The sequence below is a fragment of the Clostridium sp. CMCC3677 genome (assembly GCF_023845585.1).
GTDB lineage: Bacteria > Bacillota > Clostridia > Clostridiales > Clostridiaceae > Clostridium > Clostridium aquiflavi.
Genome location: NZ_JAMQHS010000020.1, coordinates 1 through 17,009 on the forward strand (window position 1 = coordinate 1; position 17,009 = coordinate 17,009).

Annotated in this window: 14 protein-coding genes; all 14 read right to left on the reverse strand. The window is 29.8% G+C overall.

The annotated features are described in order from the left end of the window. Positions 1 to 201 precede the first annotated feature (201 nt). The 14 genes from NG901_RS16105 to NG901_RS16170 all read right to left on the reverse strand — a co-directional run bounded on the left by NG901_RS16105 (position 202) and on the right by NG901_RS16170 (position 16,829). A complete protein-coding gene (locus tag NG901_RS16105; RefSeq protein ID WP_252216901.1) occupies positions 202 to 1,017 on the reverse strand; it encodes an Rpn family recombination-promoting nuclease/putative transposase in 816 nt (271 codons plus the stop codon). Positions 1,018 to 1,174: 157 nt separating this feature from the next. Then, positions 1,175 to 2,425: a phosphoribosylamine--glycine ligase gene (purD, locus tag NG901_RS16110; protein WP_252216903.1), complete on the reverse strand. Its 1,251-nt coding sequence runs from the start codon at positions 2,423 to 2,425 to the stop codon at positions 1,175 to 1,177. A gap of 124 nt (positions 2,426 to 2,549) precedes the next feature. Next, positions 2,550 to 4,055 (reverse strand): bifunctional phosphoribosylaminoimidazolecarboxamide formyltransferase/IMP cyclohydrolase, encoded by a 1,506-nt coding sequence (gene purH / locus NG901_RS16115; RefSeq protein ID WP_252216905.1) that lies wholly within the window; start codon positions 4,053 to 4,055, stop codon positions 2,550 to 2,552. 120 nt (positions 4,056 to 4,175) lie between these two features. Then, positions 4,176 to 4,790 carry a phosphoribosylglycinamide formyltransferase gene (gene purN / locus NG901_RS16120; RefSeq protein ID WP_252216908.1) on the reverse strand — a complete coding sequence of 205 codons (615 nt, stop codon included), beginning with the start codon at positions 4,788 to 4,790 and terminating at the stop codon, positions 4,176 to 4,178. Continuing rightward, complete coding sequence (gene purM / locus NG901_RS16125; protein ID WP_252216909.1) at positions 4,778 to 5,779, reverse strand: phosphoribosylformylglycinamidine cyclo-ligase; 1,002 nt, start codon at positions 5,777 to 5,779, stop codon at positions 4,778 to 4,780. Before purM ends, purN begins: the two co-directional genes overlap by 13 nt. A gap of 8 nt (positions 5,780 to 5,787) precedes the next feature. Continuing rightward, positions 5,788 to 7,215 (reverse strand): amidophosphoribosyltransferase, encoded by a 1,428-nt coding sequence (gene purF / locus NG901_RS16130; protein WP_252216911.1) that lies wholly within the window; start codon positions 7,213 to 7,215, stop codon positions 5,788 to 5,790. A gap of 66 nt (positions 7,216 to 7,281) precedes the next feature. Further along, the gene (gene purC / locus NG901_RS16135) at positions 7,282 to 7,989 is read right to left on the reverse strand and encodes a phosphoribosylaminoimidazolesuccinocarboxamide synthase (protein ID WP_252216913.1); all 708 of its coding nucleotides are present in this window, start codon (positions 7,987 to 7,989) and stop codon (positions 7,282 to 7,284) included. Continuing rightward, a complete protein-coding gene (purE, locus tag NG901_RS16140; protein ID WP_252216916.1) occupies positions 7,989 to 8,468 on the reverse strand; it encodes a 5-(carboxyamino)imidazole ribonucleotide mutase in 480 nt (159 codons plus the stop codon). Before purE ends, purC begins: the two co-directional genes overlap by 1 nt. Positions 8,469 to 8,701: 233 nt before the next feature. Continuing rightward, positions 8,702 to 12,448 carry a phosphoribosylformylglycinamidine synthase gene (locus NG901_RS16145; RefSeq protein WP_252216918.1) on the reverse strand — a complete coding sequence of 1,249 codons (3,747 nt, stop codon included), beginning with the start codon at positions 12,446 to 12,448 and terminating at the stop codon, positions 8,702 to 8,704. A gap of 556 nt (positions 12,449 to 13,004) precedes the next feature. After that, entirely contained in the window at positions 13,005 to 14,261 is a 1,257-nt protein-coding gene (locus NG901_RS16150; RefSeq protein WP_252216920.1) for a chloride channel protein, read from the reverse strand. Between the two features lie 91 nt (positions 14,262 to 14,352). Beyond that, a complete protein-coding gene (locus NG901_RS16155) occupies positions 14,353 to 14,520 on the reverse strand; it encodes a zinc-ribbon domain-containing protein (RefSeq protein ID WP_252216922.1) in 168 nt (55 codons plus the stop codon). Positions 14,521 to 14,670: 150 nt separating this feature from the next. Then, positions 14,671 to 15,351 carry an amino acid ABC transporter ATP-binding protein gene (locus tag NG901_RS16160; RefSeq protein WP_252216924.1) on the reverse strand — a complete coding sequence of 227 codons (681 nt, stop codon included), beginning with the start codon at positions 15,349 to 15,351 and terminating at the stop codon, positions 14,671 to 14,673. Positions 15,352 to 15,367: 16 nt separating this feature from the next. Next, the gene (locus tag NG901_RS16165) at positions 15,368 to 16,009 is read right to left on the reverse strand and encodes an amino acid ABC transporter permease (protein ID WP_252216927.1); all 642 of its coding nucleotides are present in this window, start codon (positions 16,007 to 16,009) and stop codon (positions 15,368 to 15,370) included. Between the two features lie 16 nt (positions 16,010 to 16,025). Further along, entirely contained in the window at positions 16,026 to 16,829 is an 804-nt protein-coding gene (locus NG901_RS16170; RefSeq protein ID WP_252216929.1) for an amino acid ABC transporter substrate-binding protein, read from the reverse strand. Between the last annotated feature and the right edge of the window lie 180 nt (positions 16,830 to 17,009).

The following is a 17,009-nucleotide window of genomic DNA, read 5'->3' on the forward strand; positions in this document are numbered from 1 at the left end:
TTACAGATGAATTTTTAGATTTTTGTGATTTATTTAAAGAAAAGCTTATTCAATACGATTGCAAATAATAAGTATTGACACTAAAAATAAAGGTTACAACAAAATCCTGTTGTAACCTTTTCTTAATCATTATGAACGTTTAAATAAACTTTCTATAATTAATCCGCCTCAAACTACATCACTACTCATAATACCTATTTCCTACAGTAAATTTATACCTTTTAAATCATCCTCATTTAATCCAGTCATCTTTTTTACACTTTCAACATCTATTCCATTTAAAAGCATATTTTTAGCAACTTCAAGTTTCCCATCTTTTTTAGCCTTATTTAAGGCACTTACTTTATCTCTTAATATTTTTGAACGCATATCATAGAGTTCCCTTTGTTTACTATCATTACTAATTTTAACAAGTTCATCTTTAGCTGCTCTTATTTCCTCAATATTCATCTCCAAAGATCTAACTTTTTCACTTTCTGGATCCTTTAAAAATTCAGTCCATGCAACTAATAAATCTTTTTCATCGCAATCATCATTTAACTTTGGAATTTCTATAAAATGGATTTCCTGTGTATCTGTAAGCTCCTCATTTGTACTTATTTCTTTAAGTCTATATCCATTATGAAATCTGTCATTTTTCAAATATTTAAAGTTTAATATATTGATACAAATTGTTCTTTTAAGTTCAGAATAATCATCACCTTCATTAAGTTGTTCCTCATAAAGCTTGCTCCAATAATATAGACTTCTCTTTACCATGTTATATTCATTCTTAAGCTGAATCTCTATATTAATTATTTCATTATTATTTGTAGTAGCTTTAACATCAAGTCTTGAAAATTTATCTTCAACAAAAGCTTTTTCTATATCAGTATTTTTTATTTCAACATTTTTTATAATGTCTTTAGACTTAAGAACTGAGTTTAAAAAGGATATAAGTATTTTAGAATTCTTTTCTGCACCAAAAATATTTTTAAATATAAAATCTATCTTTGGATCTAACAAACCTCTCATCATTTCTCCACCTCAATATACTGTTATATTCTTTTACTTTAATTATAAACCACATTATAATATTTGCAAATTAACCTTACATTTTGGTTGTTTTTTATTATTTAAATCTACTATAATCATACTTATAAAATACTACATCCTATAGATTTCAAACTAATATTTACTTATAAATTCCTATATCTTTTCTGCAATAAGCACCTTCAAATTTTATGCTTTCAATATTAGAATAAGCTTCTTTTCTAGCTTCTTCAACATTTTCTCCACAACCAATGACTGATAAAACTCTGCCACCACTTGTCTTTAAGATTCCATCTTGGTATTTTGCTCCGGCTAAGAATACCTTATCCTTAATTTTTTCATCTATATTTATTTCATACCCTTTATTGAATTTATTAGGATATCCATTAGACGCTAAAACTACATTTATACATACCCCCTTATTCCACTTAATCTGAGCTTTATCTAACTCTTCATTTAATGCTGCTTCAATTACTTCTAAAAGATCACTTTCCATTAAATAAAGAACTGATTGAGTTTCCGGATCACCCATTCTAACATTATATTCTAAAAGATATGTTCCTTTTTTAGTTATCATAAGACCAAAGAATATAATCCCCTTAAAGTCAAAGCCCTCTTCTTTTATTCCAACTAATGTTTTATTCATTATGTTTTCTTTAAAGTCTAATAAAACTTCTTCTGTTACATATGGATTAGGTGCTAAAACTCCCATTCCGCCAGTATTAGGTCCTTTTCCACCATCAAATATTTGCTTATGATCTTTAGCTGATAAAAATGGAATTATAGTTTTCCCATCAGTTATTGAAAGTATAGAAGCTTCAACGCCTTCTAAAAATTCTTCAATAACAATCTTTTGCCCTGCACCATTAAATGCATCATCTACCATACACGTATTAACAGCACCTATTGCTTCTTCTTTATTTTCACAGATTATAACACCTTTTCCTGCTGCAAGACCATCTGCTTTTACAACAGTTGGATAATTGCAAATTTCTAAATATTCTAATGCTTTATGGGCACTTGTGAATGTAGCGTATTCTGCTGTTTTTACACCATATTTTTTCATAAAATCTTTTGAAAAGCTTTTGCTACCTTCAAGCATTGCTCCATCTTTCGCTGGCCCAAAAATCTTTAAGTTTTCTTTCTTAAATTCATCAACTATTCCCTTAGTCAATGGATCTTCTGGTCCTACTATTGTTATATCAATAGATTCTTTTTTAGCAAAATCTATTAATTCATCTATATCACTTATATTTACATTTTCACATTTATCATGAGTTGCAGTACCACCATTACCTGGTGCTACAAATATTTTTTCAACCTTTTGACTTTTTCCAAGTTTCCAAGCTAAAGCATGTTCTCTTCCACCAGATCCAATTAAAAGTAGTTTCATATAACCTTCCTCCTAAAACTCCAAATCATATATGACTATTCTTTATAACAATTAATATTGCAGTATAATTGCGAATTAGCATTGAAATTTATACTACAATATCAATGCTGTTTAAAAACTTAATCTAGTGTTTAAAGTGTCTAAGTCCTGTAAATACCATTGCTATTCCATGTTCATTGCAAGCATCTATAGACTCTTGATCTCTCATAGAACCACCCGGTTGAATTATTGCTTTAATTCCACCTTCAGCTGCTTTGTCAACAACATCTCTGAATGGGAAGAATGCATCTGAAGCTAATATTGTAGCTCCTTTACCTCTTCTTAATGCATCTTCTGTTGGCCAAATTCTATTTACTTGACCTCCTCCAATACCTAATGCTATTCCATTATGTGCAACAACAATTGCATTAGATTTAACATATTTAACTACCTTCATTCCAAATAATAAGTCTTCCATCTCTTCATCACTTGGTTTCTTTTCAGTTACTACTTTAATTTCATCAATAAGTTTATTATCTTCATCTTGCACTAGTATTGCCCCATCAACTGTTACCATGCACTTTTCAGCCTCTGGAGTATTATGAAACTTAAGTACCCTTAAATTCTTCTTAGTTTTTAATACTTCTAAAGCATCCTCATCATAATCAGGTGCTGCTATAACCTCTAAGAATATTTTCACCATTTCTTCGGCTGTTTTCTTATCCACTTTTCTATTAAATCCAATAATTCCACCAAATATTGAAGTTGGATCTACTTCATATGCTTTCATATAAGCTTCATAAGAATTTTCACCAGTTGCTACCCCACATGGTGTATTATGTTTTAATGCACAGCATGCTGGCTTTTCAAATTCATTTGCACATTTCCATGCTATATCAACATCTTTAAAATTATTGTATGATAGTTCCTTACCATTTAAAGTTTCAAAAGTATTCATAGCCCCATGAACCATTGTTGATGAATAAACAGCAGCACTTTGGTGAGAATTTTCACCATATCTTAAGTCTTGCATTTTCTTATATGAAACTGAAAGATACTCAGGATATTCTTCTTCATCAGCTAACATAAAGTTTGCAATAGCACCATCATATGCACTCATAAGATTAAATACTTTACCAGCTAGCTTTTTCTTTGTCTTTAAAGATACTTCTCCATGATTTTCTATCTCATTTTTAACAACTTCATAATCATCTATGTTTGAAATTACAACTACATCTTGAAAATTCTTAGCTGCTGCTCTAAGCATTGTAGGACCACCAATATCTATAAATTCAACTTTTTCTTCAAAAGTTAAATCTTCTTTCACTTTTTCAAAGAAAGGATAAAGATTAACTACAACATAATCTATTGTATGAATTTCTCTTTCTTCTAATACTTTCATATGTTCTTTATTATCTCTTATTGCAAGGATACCAGCATGAACTAAAGGATGTAATGTTTTAACTCTACCATCTAGCATTTCTGGAAAATTAGTAACTTCATTAATTTCAATTACATCAATACCATTTTCTTTTAAGTATTTGTAAGTACCACCAGTTGATACTATCTCAACATCTTTAGAGACTAAAAACTTGGCAAAATCTAAAACTCCATCTTTATTAAAAACACTTATTAAAGCTCTCTTTTTCATAAAAACCACCCTCATTTATTAAAGTTATATTTGTTGATATATGTAATAGGTAAATTGTTATAATTACTCAATCAACTTTTACTTATATATAACAACCCTATTCTAAAATACATCCTATTTTTATAAATCAACTACATTAGTTCTACCATTAACAATTTCAACTTTACCTTCACTAATTAACTTAATTGCTTTTGGCAATAATATATGTTCTTTTTCTAATATTCTCTTTTGAAGACTTTCAGAATCATCTTCAAAATAAACTGGTACAATATCTTGAAGTAGTATTGCACCTCCATCAACTTCAGAATTTACAAAATGAACTGTGCATCCTGAAAATTTAACTCCACTTTTTATAACTGCCTCATGAACTTTTAACCCATACATTCCGGGTCCACAAAAAGCTGGAATTAACGATGGATGAATATTAATTATTTTGTTATTAAATTCTTTTAATATATCTCCATCTAATATTGATAAATATCCTGCAAGAACAATCAAATCAACTTTTCCTTTAGTTAATTCTAAAATTTTCTCTGAAGATTTATCCTTATAATCTTTTTTGCTTACAACATAAGTAGGTATATTATGATTCTTAGCTCTTTCTAATGAATATATTCCATCTTTACTTCCAATGACCATTTCTATGCTACATTCTATTTCTTTATTTTTCACTGAATCTATTATAGATTGAAGGTCTGTTCCACCACCTGAAACTAAAACTGCTATTTTAAACAAACACCTTCACCTCCAGATGTTACATGACCTATTTCATAAGCTTTTTCGCCCATTGCGATTAAATCTTTTATTATAGGCTCAACATCCTCTTCATTTACTGCAAGAACAAATCCAATACCCATATTAAAAGTATTATACATATGCTCTTTATCTACACCTTTTTCAATGATTCTTTCAAATATATTTGGAAGCGGATATGAATTTTTATTAATTACAGCAGTTAATTCTCTACCATTAAACATTCTTGGAACATTTTCAATAAATCCTCCACCAGTTACATGTGCCATACCTTTAATATCAAAGTTTTCAAGTAAACTAAGTATGGGCTTAACATAAATCTTAGTTGGAGTAATTAATGTTTTCCAAACTTCCTCACCATTAAAATCTTCATTTAAATCTGTGAAAATCTTTCTTACTAATGAGTACCCATTAGAGTGTATTCCAGAAGATGCAATTCCAATTAGTTTATCTCCTTCTTTAATATTGCTACCATTTATTATCTTATCTTTATCAACTATTCCTACTGCAAAACCTGCCATATCATATTCGCCTTCATCATAAAATCCTGGCATTTCTGCTGTTTCTCCACCAATTAAAGCACAATCAGATTGAATACATCCATCTGAAATTCCCTTAACTAAATCAGAAGCCACTTCTGCTTCAAGTCTTCCACAAGCAATATAATCTAAGAAAAATAATGGCTTTGCTCCATGACATAAAATATCATTTACACACATAGCAACACAGTCAATTCCAACAGTATCATATTTTTTATTTTTAAATGCTATTTCTAATTTTGTTCCAACACCATCTGTTCCTGAAACTAGCACTGGTTTTTCATATCCTGATGGAAGTTCAACCATACCTGCAAAACTTCCAAGACCATTTAATACATATTCACTCATAGTCTTAGCTGCATATTCTTTTATTAACTTTACTGATCTATAACCTTCTTCTATATTAACTCCTGCTTCTTTGTAAGTAATCATATTTAATCCTACCTTTCAAACTGATTTGGTGTTTCAATTGGTGTAGCTACTGGATAAATTCCATTAAAGCATCCCATACAAAATCCTTTTTTACCTCTACAACTTTCTTTTACACCATCTTCACTTAAGTATCCTAAGTAATCAGCTCCAATAATATCTCTTATTTCTTCTACTGAATTATTGGCTGCAATAAGTTCACTTCGATATGGTGTATCTATACCAAAATGACATGGATATTTAACGCTTGGTGATGCTATTAAAAAGCTTATTTCCTTAACTCCAGCATGCTTAAGTGATTCTATCAAATGCTTCGAAGTTGTTCCTCTTACAATAGAATCATCAATTAAAATTACCCTTTTGCCTTCAATATTTACTTTTAGTGGATTTAATTTAACAGCAACTGCTCTTTCCCTAATTTCTTGAGAAGGTGATATAAATGTTCTTCCTACATATCTATTTTTAATAAATCCTGTATCATAAGGAATTCCTGAAGCTTTAGCATATCCTATAGCCGCCGGAATTCCTGAATCTGGAACTGCAATTACTAAATCAGCATCTATAGGATGTTCTTTATATAATTGTTCTCCTGCTCTAACTCTTGAAGTGTGAACCTCTAGTCCATCAATTTTAGAATCAGGTCTTGCAAAATAAATATATTCGAAAGCACAAGTTTGACATACTGTATTTTCAGAATATTTATAAGAATGAATTCCTTCTTCATCTATAATAACAATTTCCCCAGGTTCAATATCTCTTACAAGTTCAGCACCTATTGCATCTAAAGCACAACTTTCTGATGTTAATACGTATCCTTCATCAATCTTTCCAAGTGAAAGTGGTCTGATTCCATGAGGATCTCTAGCCCCTATTAATTTATCTGTTGACATAATTGTTAATGCAAATGACCCTCTTATAGCAGATATTGCATCAACTACAGCCTTTGTAAGACCTTTTTTTGCACTTCTTGCTATAAGACAAGCTATTACTTCAGAGTCACTTGATGTATGAAAAATTTGCCCAGCATCCTCAAGTAATTCTCTTATAACATCATCATTAACTAAATTTCCATTATGAGCCATTGCAATTGAGCCTATTTTAGAAGTAGTAAGTATTGGTTGAGCATTTTCTATTCCTTTTCCACCAGCTGTTGAATATCTTACATGTCCTATAGCTATATGACCTTTTAACTTTTCTAAATCTTCATGTTTAAATGCATCTGTAATTAATCCTAGCCCCTTATGCATTTCTATTTTTTCTCCATCAGCTACTGCAATTCCTGCACTTTCTTGACCTCTATGTTGAAGTGCATAAAGACCATAATAAGTCATGGAAGCAACATCTAGTGGCTTATTAGTATAAACTCCAAAAACACCACATTCATCTTTAAATTTATCCAAGCTCGGATCCATAATTAATTCAAACTCTGAATTCGTCATCTACATATTCCTTTCTTAACTTAATTAATGGATAATTGACAGTTCATCGCCATTGTTCATTAACTATTATTTAGATATTCTCTTTAAGATTTCAATATAAGCATCTTCTACATTACCTAAATCTCTTCTAAATCTATCTTTATCTAATTTTTCTCCTGTAGTTGCATCCCAAAATCTACATGTATCAGGTGAAATTTCATCTGCTAAAACAATAGTTCCATCTGCGCATTTTCCAAATTCTATCTTAAAATCAATTAAGTTAATATTTTCTTTTGCAAATGCTTCTTTTAATATGTTATTAATTTTAGCTGTTATCTCTAAAATGGTGTCTATTTCTTCAAAAGTTGCAGCTCCAATTGCCACTGCATGATAACTATTAATTAATGGATCTCCTAATTCATCATCTTTATAAGAAAATTCAAATACTGTAGTCTTAAGAGGTGTTCCTTCTTCAATGCCTAATCTTTTAGCCATGCTACCAGCTGCAACATTTCTTACGATCACTTCTAGTGGAACTATTTGGACTTTCTTACATAATTGTTCTCTATCATTTAATTTCTTAATGAAGTGAGTTTTGATTCCTTGTTTTTCTAATTGTTCAAATAAGATTGAAGTAATTTTATTATTCATTACACCTTTATCTGCAATTTGACCTTTCTTTTCTCCATTAAATGCTGTTGCATCATCTTTATAGTAAATTACGACTTCATCTGCCTTATCTGTTGCATATATTTGTTTTGCTTTTCCTTCATATAACATCTCTAATTTTTCCATTATAGTTCTACCCCTTCCCCATTTTCATCTATAAAATTCTTTTTCATATGATTTCTAAATTCAATTAATTTCTCTTTTAAATCCTCATCTTTTAAAGCTAACATTTGTAACGCTAGCATTCCTGCATTATAACTATTATTTATTCCAACAGTTGCAACTGGAATTGACTTTGGCATTTGCACTATTGAAAGTAATGCATCTAATCCATTAAGGGCTGCATTTATAGGAACTCCGATTACCGGAAGTATTGTTTTTGATGCAATAACTCCTGGCAAATGTGCTGCAAGTCCTGCACCAGCAATTATTACTTCACAGCCTTTACTTTCAACCATTTTTATAGTTTCTTCTAATTTTTCTGGAACTCTATGTGCTGAAAGGATATATGCTTTATAATCAACATTAAATTCTTTTAAAGCATTTGCCGCTCCCTTCATGATTTCTGTATCTGATTTACTTCCAAAAAATATTGCTACCTTCATAGTTAATCCTCCTAAAATTCTCATTTTAAATTCTTAAATTCTTAAATTCTTAAATTCTTAAATTCTTAAATTCTTAAATTCTTAAATTCTTAAATTCTTAAATTCTTAAATTCTGGGCATTTTATAATCTTCATTAACTCAATGCTCAAAATATTTTTAATTTGCATTTATTAGTGCCAAATTTATATCCTTTTCTAAGTAAATGATTCAACTAAAATATTTAACTTTCGTTCTTATTTAAAATAATTAACTCCTGATTTAAATATCTTTTGATCAAAGTTTCCTGGAATATTTTTATATAAATCTTCACCTATTCTTTCTGAATGAGCCATTTTACCAAGCACTCTTCCATCAAGGCTTGTTATTCCTTCAATTCCATACATAGAACCATTTGGATTGTATGGCATATTAAGTGCCACATCGCCTTGAAGATCCACATATTGAGTTGCTACTTGACCATTAGCTATTAATTCTTTTATTAAACTTTCTGGTGCAACAAATCTTCCTTCTCCATGTGAAATTGCTATTGAATGTATATCTCCTACCTTTACTTCATTAAACCAAGGTGATTTGTTTGAAACTATCTTTGTTCTAACTATTGAAGACATATGTCTATTTATATTGTTGTAAGTTAATGTAGGCATATCTTCTTTTATATCAATAATTTCTCCATAAGGTACCAATCCTAACTTAATTAAAGCTTGGAAGCCATTACAAATACCTAATGCTAATCCGTCTCTATTCTTTAATAATTCCATTACTGATTCTTTAATCTTCTCATTTCTAAATACAGTTGCTATAAACTTACCTGATCCATCTGGTTCATCTCCTGCTGAAAAACCTCCTGGAATCATGATTATTTGAGATTTATCTATTTCAGATTTAAGTCTTTCTATGGATTCTACTAATGCTTCTTTTGTAATGTTTCTAAATATTACTTCTGAAACTTTAGCACCCTCTTTTTCAAAAGCTCTTCTACAGTCATATTCACAATTATTTCCTGGGAAAACTGGAATTACGACTCTTGGTTTAGCTAATTTAATAGCTGGGGCTGAAACTTCTTTTTTATCATATAAAACAGTTTCTACCTTTCCTGAAATATCTTCAGTTTTTATCTTAAATATACTACTTAATTTTTCTTCATATATTTCCTCCAAATTTTCAATATCTAGTTCTAAGTCATATTCTCTAGATATTAACACTGAACCTTCTATTGTTTTTCCTACTTCTTTATATAAACATTCTTTAAATTCCTTAAATATATCCATGTCTGATTTAACTTCTAATAATAAGCTTCCATAATTAAGTCCAAATAATTCATCCTTAGTTAAATTATTAAATTCAGCACCTATTCTATTCCCCAGTGACATCTTAGTTAAACATTCAGAAACCCCTCCAAATTTAACTGCAGATGCTGAAATAACTTTCTCTTCTCCTATTAATTTATAAAGAATCTCTAAATTCTTTTTAAACTTATTCATATCTATAGTGCCATCTTCTAACTTTTCAGTTTTAAGTAATACTAATTTTGAATTTACACACTTAAATTCTGGAGATATTATTTTACTAGCTTTTTCAACTCCAACAGCAAATGAAACTAATGTTGGAGGTACATCTAAATCTCCAAAGCTTCCTGACATTGAATCTTTTCCTCCAATTGCTGCAATTCCAAGTTGCATTTGTGCTTCATAAGCTCCAAGCAGTGCTGAAAATGGTTTACCCCATCTTGTTTTATCCTTACCTAATTTCTCAAAATACTCTTGAAAAGTTAATTTAGCTTTTTTATAATCTCCACCCATAGCTGAAAGTTTTGTTATTGATTCTATTACTGAGTAATATGCCATATGATATTGACTCCAAGTACCTAAGTATGGATTAAATCCAAATGTCATTATTGTTGCATCTTTACTTTCTCCACCAAGAACTGGAATTTTAGCTGCCATTCCTTCAGCTGGTGTATTTGCATATTTACCGCCAAAAGGCATAATTACTGTTCCTGCTCCAATAGTTGAGTCAAATCTCTCAACTAATCCTTTTTGAGATGTTATATTTAAATCTTTTAAGTTATTTATCCATGTATCTTTTACATTAACATCTGAAATTTCATATGGATACTCAGTTGGTCCACTAACTTTAACAGATACTTTTTGACTTGCCCCATTTGTATCTAAAAAGCTTCTATCTAAATCTACTATTTTTTTACCTCTCCAGAATAATCTAAGCTTATCAGTATCTGTAACATGTGCTACTAATGTTGCTTCTAAATTTTCTTCATTTGAAAGTTTAATAAATTCATCTGCATTTTCTTTTGTTACAACTACAGCCATTCTTTCTTGTGATTCTGAAACTGCAAGTTCTGTTCCATCTAATCCTTCATACTTCTTTGTAACTTTATCTAAATCTATATCTAATCCTCTGCATAATTCTCCAATAGCAACTGATACTCCACCAGCTCCAAAGTCATTACATCTTTTAATCATCTTAGCTACTTTTGAATTTCTAAATAATCTTTGAATTTTTCTTTCAGTGGGAGCATTCCCTTTTTGAACTTCGGCTCCACATTCACTAAGTGAATCTACTGTATGTTCTTTTGATGACCCTGTTGCTCCACCAACTCCATCTCTACCTGTTCTTCCACCAAGTAAGATAATTACATCACCTAACTTTGGTTCTTCACGAACAACATTCTCTTTTGGTGCAGCTGCAATAACTGCTCCAACTTCCATTCTCTTTGCTGCATAATTAGGATGATAAATTTCTTGAACTTGCCCAGTTGCAAGACCTATTTGATTACCATAAGAACTATATCCGTGAGCTGCTCCTAAAGTAATAGTTCTTTGAGGAAGTTTTCCTTTTAAAGTTTTTTCAATTGGAAGTGTTGGATCTGCTGCACCTGTAACTCTCATAGCTTGATACACGTATGTTCTACCTGATAATGGATCTCTTATTGCTCCACCTAAACAAGTTGCCGCTCCACCAAAAGGTTCAATCTCAGTGGGATGGTTATGAGTTTCATTTTTAAACATAACTAGATAATCTTCTAATCCCTTATCAGTTTCAACTTTTACATTAATAGAACATGCATTTATTTCTTCTGATATATCTAAATCATCAAGTTTTCCTCTTTTTCTAAGTTCTTTCATTGCTATAACTGCAATGTCCATAAGAGTTTTATTTTTTTCTTTTTCTCCATACACGTATTCTCTTGATTTTATATAATTTTCATAACTTTTCTTAATTGGTGAAGTATATTTATTATTTTCAAACTCTATATTTTCTAATATTGTAGAAAATGTAGTATGTCTACAGTGATCTGACCAATAAGTGTCTATAACCCTCATTTCAGTGATTGATGGATTTCTATTTTCTTTTTTAAAATAGTCTTTTATCATAACAAGATCTTCAATACTCATGGCAAGACCATAATCTGAATGAAATTCTTGTAACTCTTCTAAATTTTTATCTATGAATCCATTTAATATAAGAACATCTTTAGGTATGTTTGAAGTTGATGTAATGTCTTTACTATTTATATCCACTTCTCTTGAATCGACTGGGTTTATATAATATAATTTTATTTTATAAATTTCTTCCTTCGTAATATTTCCCTTTAACATAATTATCTTAGCTGATTTTATATAAGCTTTATCTTCTTCAGTCAATAATGATATACATTCTGAAGCCGAATCTGCTCTCTGATCATATTGTCCTGGTAAAAATTCTACTGCGAATGCTATTTCATCTTCATTAATAGGCAATTCTGATTCATACACATTATCAACTGTTAATTCTGAAAAAATAGTATGTAGTGCTTTTTTATAGTACTCTTCACTTATATCCGAAATAATATATTTATTTATAAGCCTTACACTTTCTAGATTAGTTACTCCTAAATTTTCTTTAAAATCTCTTAATAAGCCTTGGGCTTCTACATCAAATCCGCTTTTCTTTTCAACGAATATACTCTTAATATTTAACATTAAAAATTCCTCCAAAATATTAATTTGAGATTTATAATTTTATTAATTGTTATAATTACGAATATTTTTAATTAAGTTAAGTTTAACTTTCGTGTCATTAATTAAAGATTACCATTTAAAATTATCAATGTCAACTTTTATTGTATGAAATCAACTCATATTTTTGTTTTTAAGAATATTATTAAAAAAAGAGATTGTTTTTTAATAAATTAGCCTCTTTTTTACGTATATTTTAGCTTTTTATAACACGAACATTTGTTAATCGATTTCTTTTCCAGTAGAACTTCTCCACATTTCATACCAATCTTCTTGAGTTAACTTCATCTTTAATGAATCTACTGACCGTTGCCAAAACCTTTATTCCACACTTAGTTATTATTTCAATATCATATCTTAATGACTTCTTTAAATTCATAGCATTCTCTTGTAACTATTTATATATATATATATCTGCTATATCAAAAGAAATAATTCAAAGTTCAATGCATTATTGCGTAAATTTTATAATTTTTCATAAAAAAAAAAAAAAAAAAAAAAATGCTGAGTAACATTTTTATCACTCAGCACTTCTATTTATAAATTCAGCTTTAAGTTTTGAATAAACTATTTTTTGGCTACTATAAAGACTAAAATACCCTGATAACATATAGCTAACACCACAAGCAACTGCAAATAAAATAAGGGCACCGGAACCAAAAAGTTCTATACTTAATATCACAGAAGTAATAAGAGTATTAACTACGCCACAAAATAATGCTACGAGTCCAATTGCAGCTCCAAATCCTGGATCTAAACCAATTAATTTTCCTACTACACATCCAAATGTGGCACCAATAAAGAATGTAGGGACAATTTCTCCACCTTTGTACCCAACACTTATAGTAATAGCCGTAAAAATAATCTTTAAAATAAATGCTTCTGGTTTTGCCTGTCCATTAATTGCATTAGCTATAATATCCATTCCCGCTCCATTATAATCTCTACATCCAACAATAAATGTAAGTGCAACTATAGCTAAGCCACCACAAACTATTCTAATATAGTCATTTTTTATTATATTGCTTAAAGATTTATTAGTTTTGTGTAGAGTTTCACAAAATACAATACTCACTAAAGCACATAAAGCACCTAAAATTGCAACTTTTATTATATTCTCTGTTGAAATATTAGGAATAATGTTTATATTAAAGTGAACTGGTTCAAGGCCAAAAAACAATGATACTTTATAAGCAACAATTGATGAAACTATACATGGAATAAAACTAGAATAATAAATAACCCCCACACTTATAACTTCCATAGCAAAAAATGTTGCTGTTAATGGTGTCCCAAATAATGCAGAAAAAACACCACTCATTCCGCACAAAGTAATTAAATGCATATCCTTTTCATCAAGATGCAAAATTTTTCCCACTTGTGAACCAATACTACCTCCAAGTTGCAAAGCTGCTCCTTCTCTACCAGCTGATCCTCCAAAAAGATGAGTTATTACAGTGCTTATAAATATAAGAGGAGACATAGAAAAGGGTACTTTTCCATCTGTTCGAATAGAATCTATGACTAAATTTGTCCCTATATCACTTCCCAATTTGAATACTTTATACAAATATATTATAAGAGTACCACCAAGTGGTAACATAAATATTATCCAATCATTTTGTATTCTAAAATTAGTAGCATATTCAACACTAAGATGAAAAAAGCTACCTATAAAACCACCTAATAGACCCGTAATTCCAGCAACAACAACCCATAGAAAAAAAGTGCTTATATATCTTTTTATAGATTTGAATTTTCCAATAATTATGTTCAATTTTTTCCCCCATTTTATTTTATTTAAATAAACATTAAAAAAGCTACTAAAAAATGATTTGAAATCATTTTTTAGTAGCTGTTAGTTTCTACTATCTGTCAAAATTTCTGTTGTTTCTTTGTTGTTTTCTTGCTCTTCTACAATCAGGACATCTTACTGGTTCGTTATCAAATCCTTTTTCTTTGTAGAATTCTTGTTCCCCAACTGTGAACACAAATTCGTTACCGCAATCTTTACAAAGTATTTTCTTATCTTCCATTATAAAATCCTCCTCTTCATAGATTATAACCTTAATACTAGACCAATCTCTGAAAAAGAGGTAATGTATAGTACGCATGATTAAATCTTGAATTATATTACTACTTAATAATATCATATGAACTATAATATTTCAAGTGAATTTATTTTATTATTCAAATATTAAACCATCTATAAGTTTGCCTTTATCCATTGAAACTATCCTATCTGAGACTCTTTTTGCAAATTCCATATCATGAGTTATTATCATCATTGCCATTCCGTTTTCACTTAAACTTTTTATTAAATTTGCTACCTCTTCTGTAAGTCCTGGGTCCAATGCTGAAGTCGGTTCATCAAAACACATAACTTTGGGTTCTAACGCCAGAGCTCTTCCTATTGCAACTCTTTGTTTTTGTCCTCCTGATAATTCAAAAGGATAATTTTTTGCTTTTTCTTCTAATCCTAAAAAGCCTAAAATTTCTTCTGCTTTCTTTATAGCATCTTCTTTGCTTAATTTAAGTACTTTTCTAGGTGCTTCTATTAAGTTTTCTAATACAGTCATATGTGGAAATAAATTAAAGTTTTGAAATACTAGTCCTACATCTTTTCTTATCTCAGACATAGTTTTCTTATCAACATATTTTCCATCTTCACAAATTGCTCGTCCATTAATTTCAATCTTTCCGTTATCACACTGCTCTAAAGCATTAACACATCTAAGAAGTGTCGTTTTTCCACCGCCTGACGGACCAACAATAACTAGTATTTCTCCTGGTGCAATATTAAGATTGATTCCTTTTAGCACTTCAGTATTCCCAAATTTCTTTTCAACATCACTAATTCTTAGCATCTAAAACCAGTCCTCTCTAGTTATAATATTCATACTTCTTTTCTACTTTCTCTAGTAATTTACTAAGTATACCTATGACTATCAAATAGACAACTCCTGCTAATATTAATGGAATTAATGTAACATCCCTATTAGATGCTATCTTTGCTATTTTTAACAACTCATCTAAACCTATTATATATACTAAAGATGTATCTTTTATTAAAGTTGTAATTTCATTAGCTACTGGAGGAATAACTCTTTTAATAGCTTGTGGTAATATTATTCTAAAAAAAGTGTCTTTAGGTGTTAATCCAAGCATTTCTGCCGCTTCATATTGACCTCTATCAATTGATATCATTCCTGCTCTAAATATTTCTCCAAAATACGCTGCATAATTTAAAACAAATGCTAATATTGCTGCTGTAAATCTATCAAAAGTTATATCTACAGTTGGCAATCCAAAAAATATTACAACTATTTGTAATAGTAATGGAGTTCCTCTCATTATAAGCACATATATGCCTGTTAATTTTCTTAGTATTAGAAATTTTGATGTTCTAGCTAGTGCTACAACAACCCCAAGAGGAATAGATAATATTAATGTCAATACAAAAACTTCTAATGTAACTTTTAAGCCTTCTAATATTTGAGGCATTAGTGATAATATATAATTCAAGGTGACTCCTCCTTCTTTATTTAGCTATTATGTCTTCACCAAACCATTTTTCTGATATTTTTGAGCCTGTACCATCTTTTATCGCAGAATTTAAAGCTTCATTAAATTCTTCAACAAATGATGTATCTCCTTTTCTTATTCCAACAGCATAATCTTCCGCTCCAAAATCATCATTTAATATTTTATATTTTTCTTTTCCTCTTTCATTTGTATAATATTTAGCTAATATTTCATCAGCCACAACTGCATCTATTCTTCCTGCTTCTAAATCCATCAATGCATCATTATTAGTTTCAAATGTGACTACATTGCCTCCGTCAAACTTACTTATCATATCACCATCTGCTTTTATAGCATCCACCGCACTTGATTGATTTTGGGCTCCTACCTTAGCATTAGCTAAATCATTTTTACTGTTAATTTTAGAATCTGCTAATGTTATAATAACTTGTCTATTCTTTAAATAAACCTTAGAAAATTCTACATTCTCTTTTCTTTCATTAGTTATTGAGTATCCATTCCAAATTAAATCTATATTTCCATTGTTAAGTTCTGATTCTTTCATACTCCAATCAATTGATTGAAATTTAACTTCTTTATTAAGTTTTTCTCCTACTGCCTTAGCAAGATCCACGTCAAAACCTACTGTTTCTCCACTTCCATCTTTAAATCCCATTGGAACAAAAGTATCATCCATCCCTATTATTATCTCATCTTTGCTAGATACGCTTTCTTGTTTATTGCTTTTACATGCTACTAAATTCACCCCAATAGCAGCAACACATGATACTATTAATAATTTTTTAAATAATTTATTCATAAATATCCCCCTCAATCGCTTCTGTTATTTATTACTTTATCATAGTAAATCGATAAAATCAAGTGCCTTTTTCAATTTAATTTTTGTCTACATTCTAATTTTAAGCCATGTTTTAGCAGAGTATTGATATATGCATAAGCAAAGTGGACTGAGTAATTGAACTTAGGAATGCTAAAATGA

Coding starts and splice junctions, on each gene's coding strand:
- NG901_RS16105 (WP_252216901.1), bottom strand. CDS start 1,017: ATGATGAGAGGTTTGTTAGATCCAAAGATAGATTTTATATTTAAAAAT.
- purF (WP_252216911.1), bottom strand. CDS start 7,215: ATGACGAATTCAGAGTTTGAATTAATTATGGATCCGAGCTTGGATAAA.
- purM (WP_252216909.1), bottom strand. CDS start 5,779: ATGATTACTTACAAAGAAGCAGGAGTTAATATAGAAGAAGGTTATAGA.
- purC (WP_252216913.1), bottom strand. CDS start 7,989: ATGGAAAAATTAGAGATGTTATATGAAGGAAAAGCAAAACAAATATAT.
- NG901_RS16155 (WP_252216922.1), bottom strand. CDS start 14,520: ATGGAAGATAAGAAAATACTTTGTAAAGATTGCGGTAACGAATTTGTG.
- purE (WP_252216916.1), bottom strand. CDS start 8,468: ATGAAGGTAGCAATATTTTTTGGAAGTAAATCAGATACAGAAATCATG.
- purD (WP_252216903.1), bottom strand. CDS start 2,425: ATGAAACTACTTTTAATTGGATCTGGTGGAAGAGAACATGCTTTAGCT.
- NG901_RS16145 (WP_252216918.1), bottom strand. CDS start 12,448: ATGTTAAATATTAAGAGTATATTCGTTGAAAAGAAAAGCGGATTTGAT.
- NG901_RS16160 (WP_252216924.1), bottom strand. CDS start 15,351: ATGCTAAGAATTAGTGATGTTGAAAAGAAATTTGGGAATACTGAAGTG.
- NG901_RS16170 (WP_252216929.1), bottom strand. CDS start 16,829: ATGAATAAATTATTTAAAAAATTATTAATAGTATCATGTGTTGCTGCT.
- purH (WP_252216905.1), bottom strand. CDS start 4,055: ATGAAAAAGAGAGCTTTAATAAGTGTTTTTAATAAAGATGGAGTTTTA.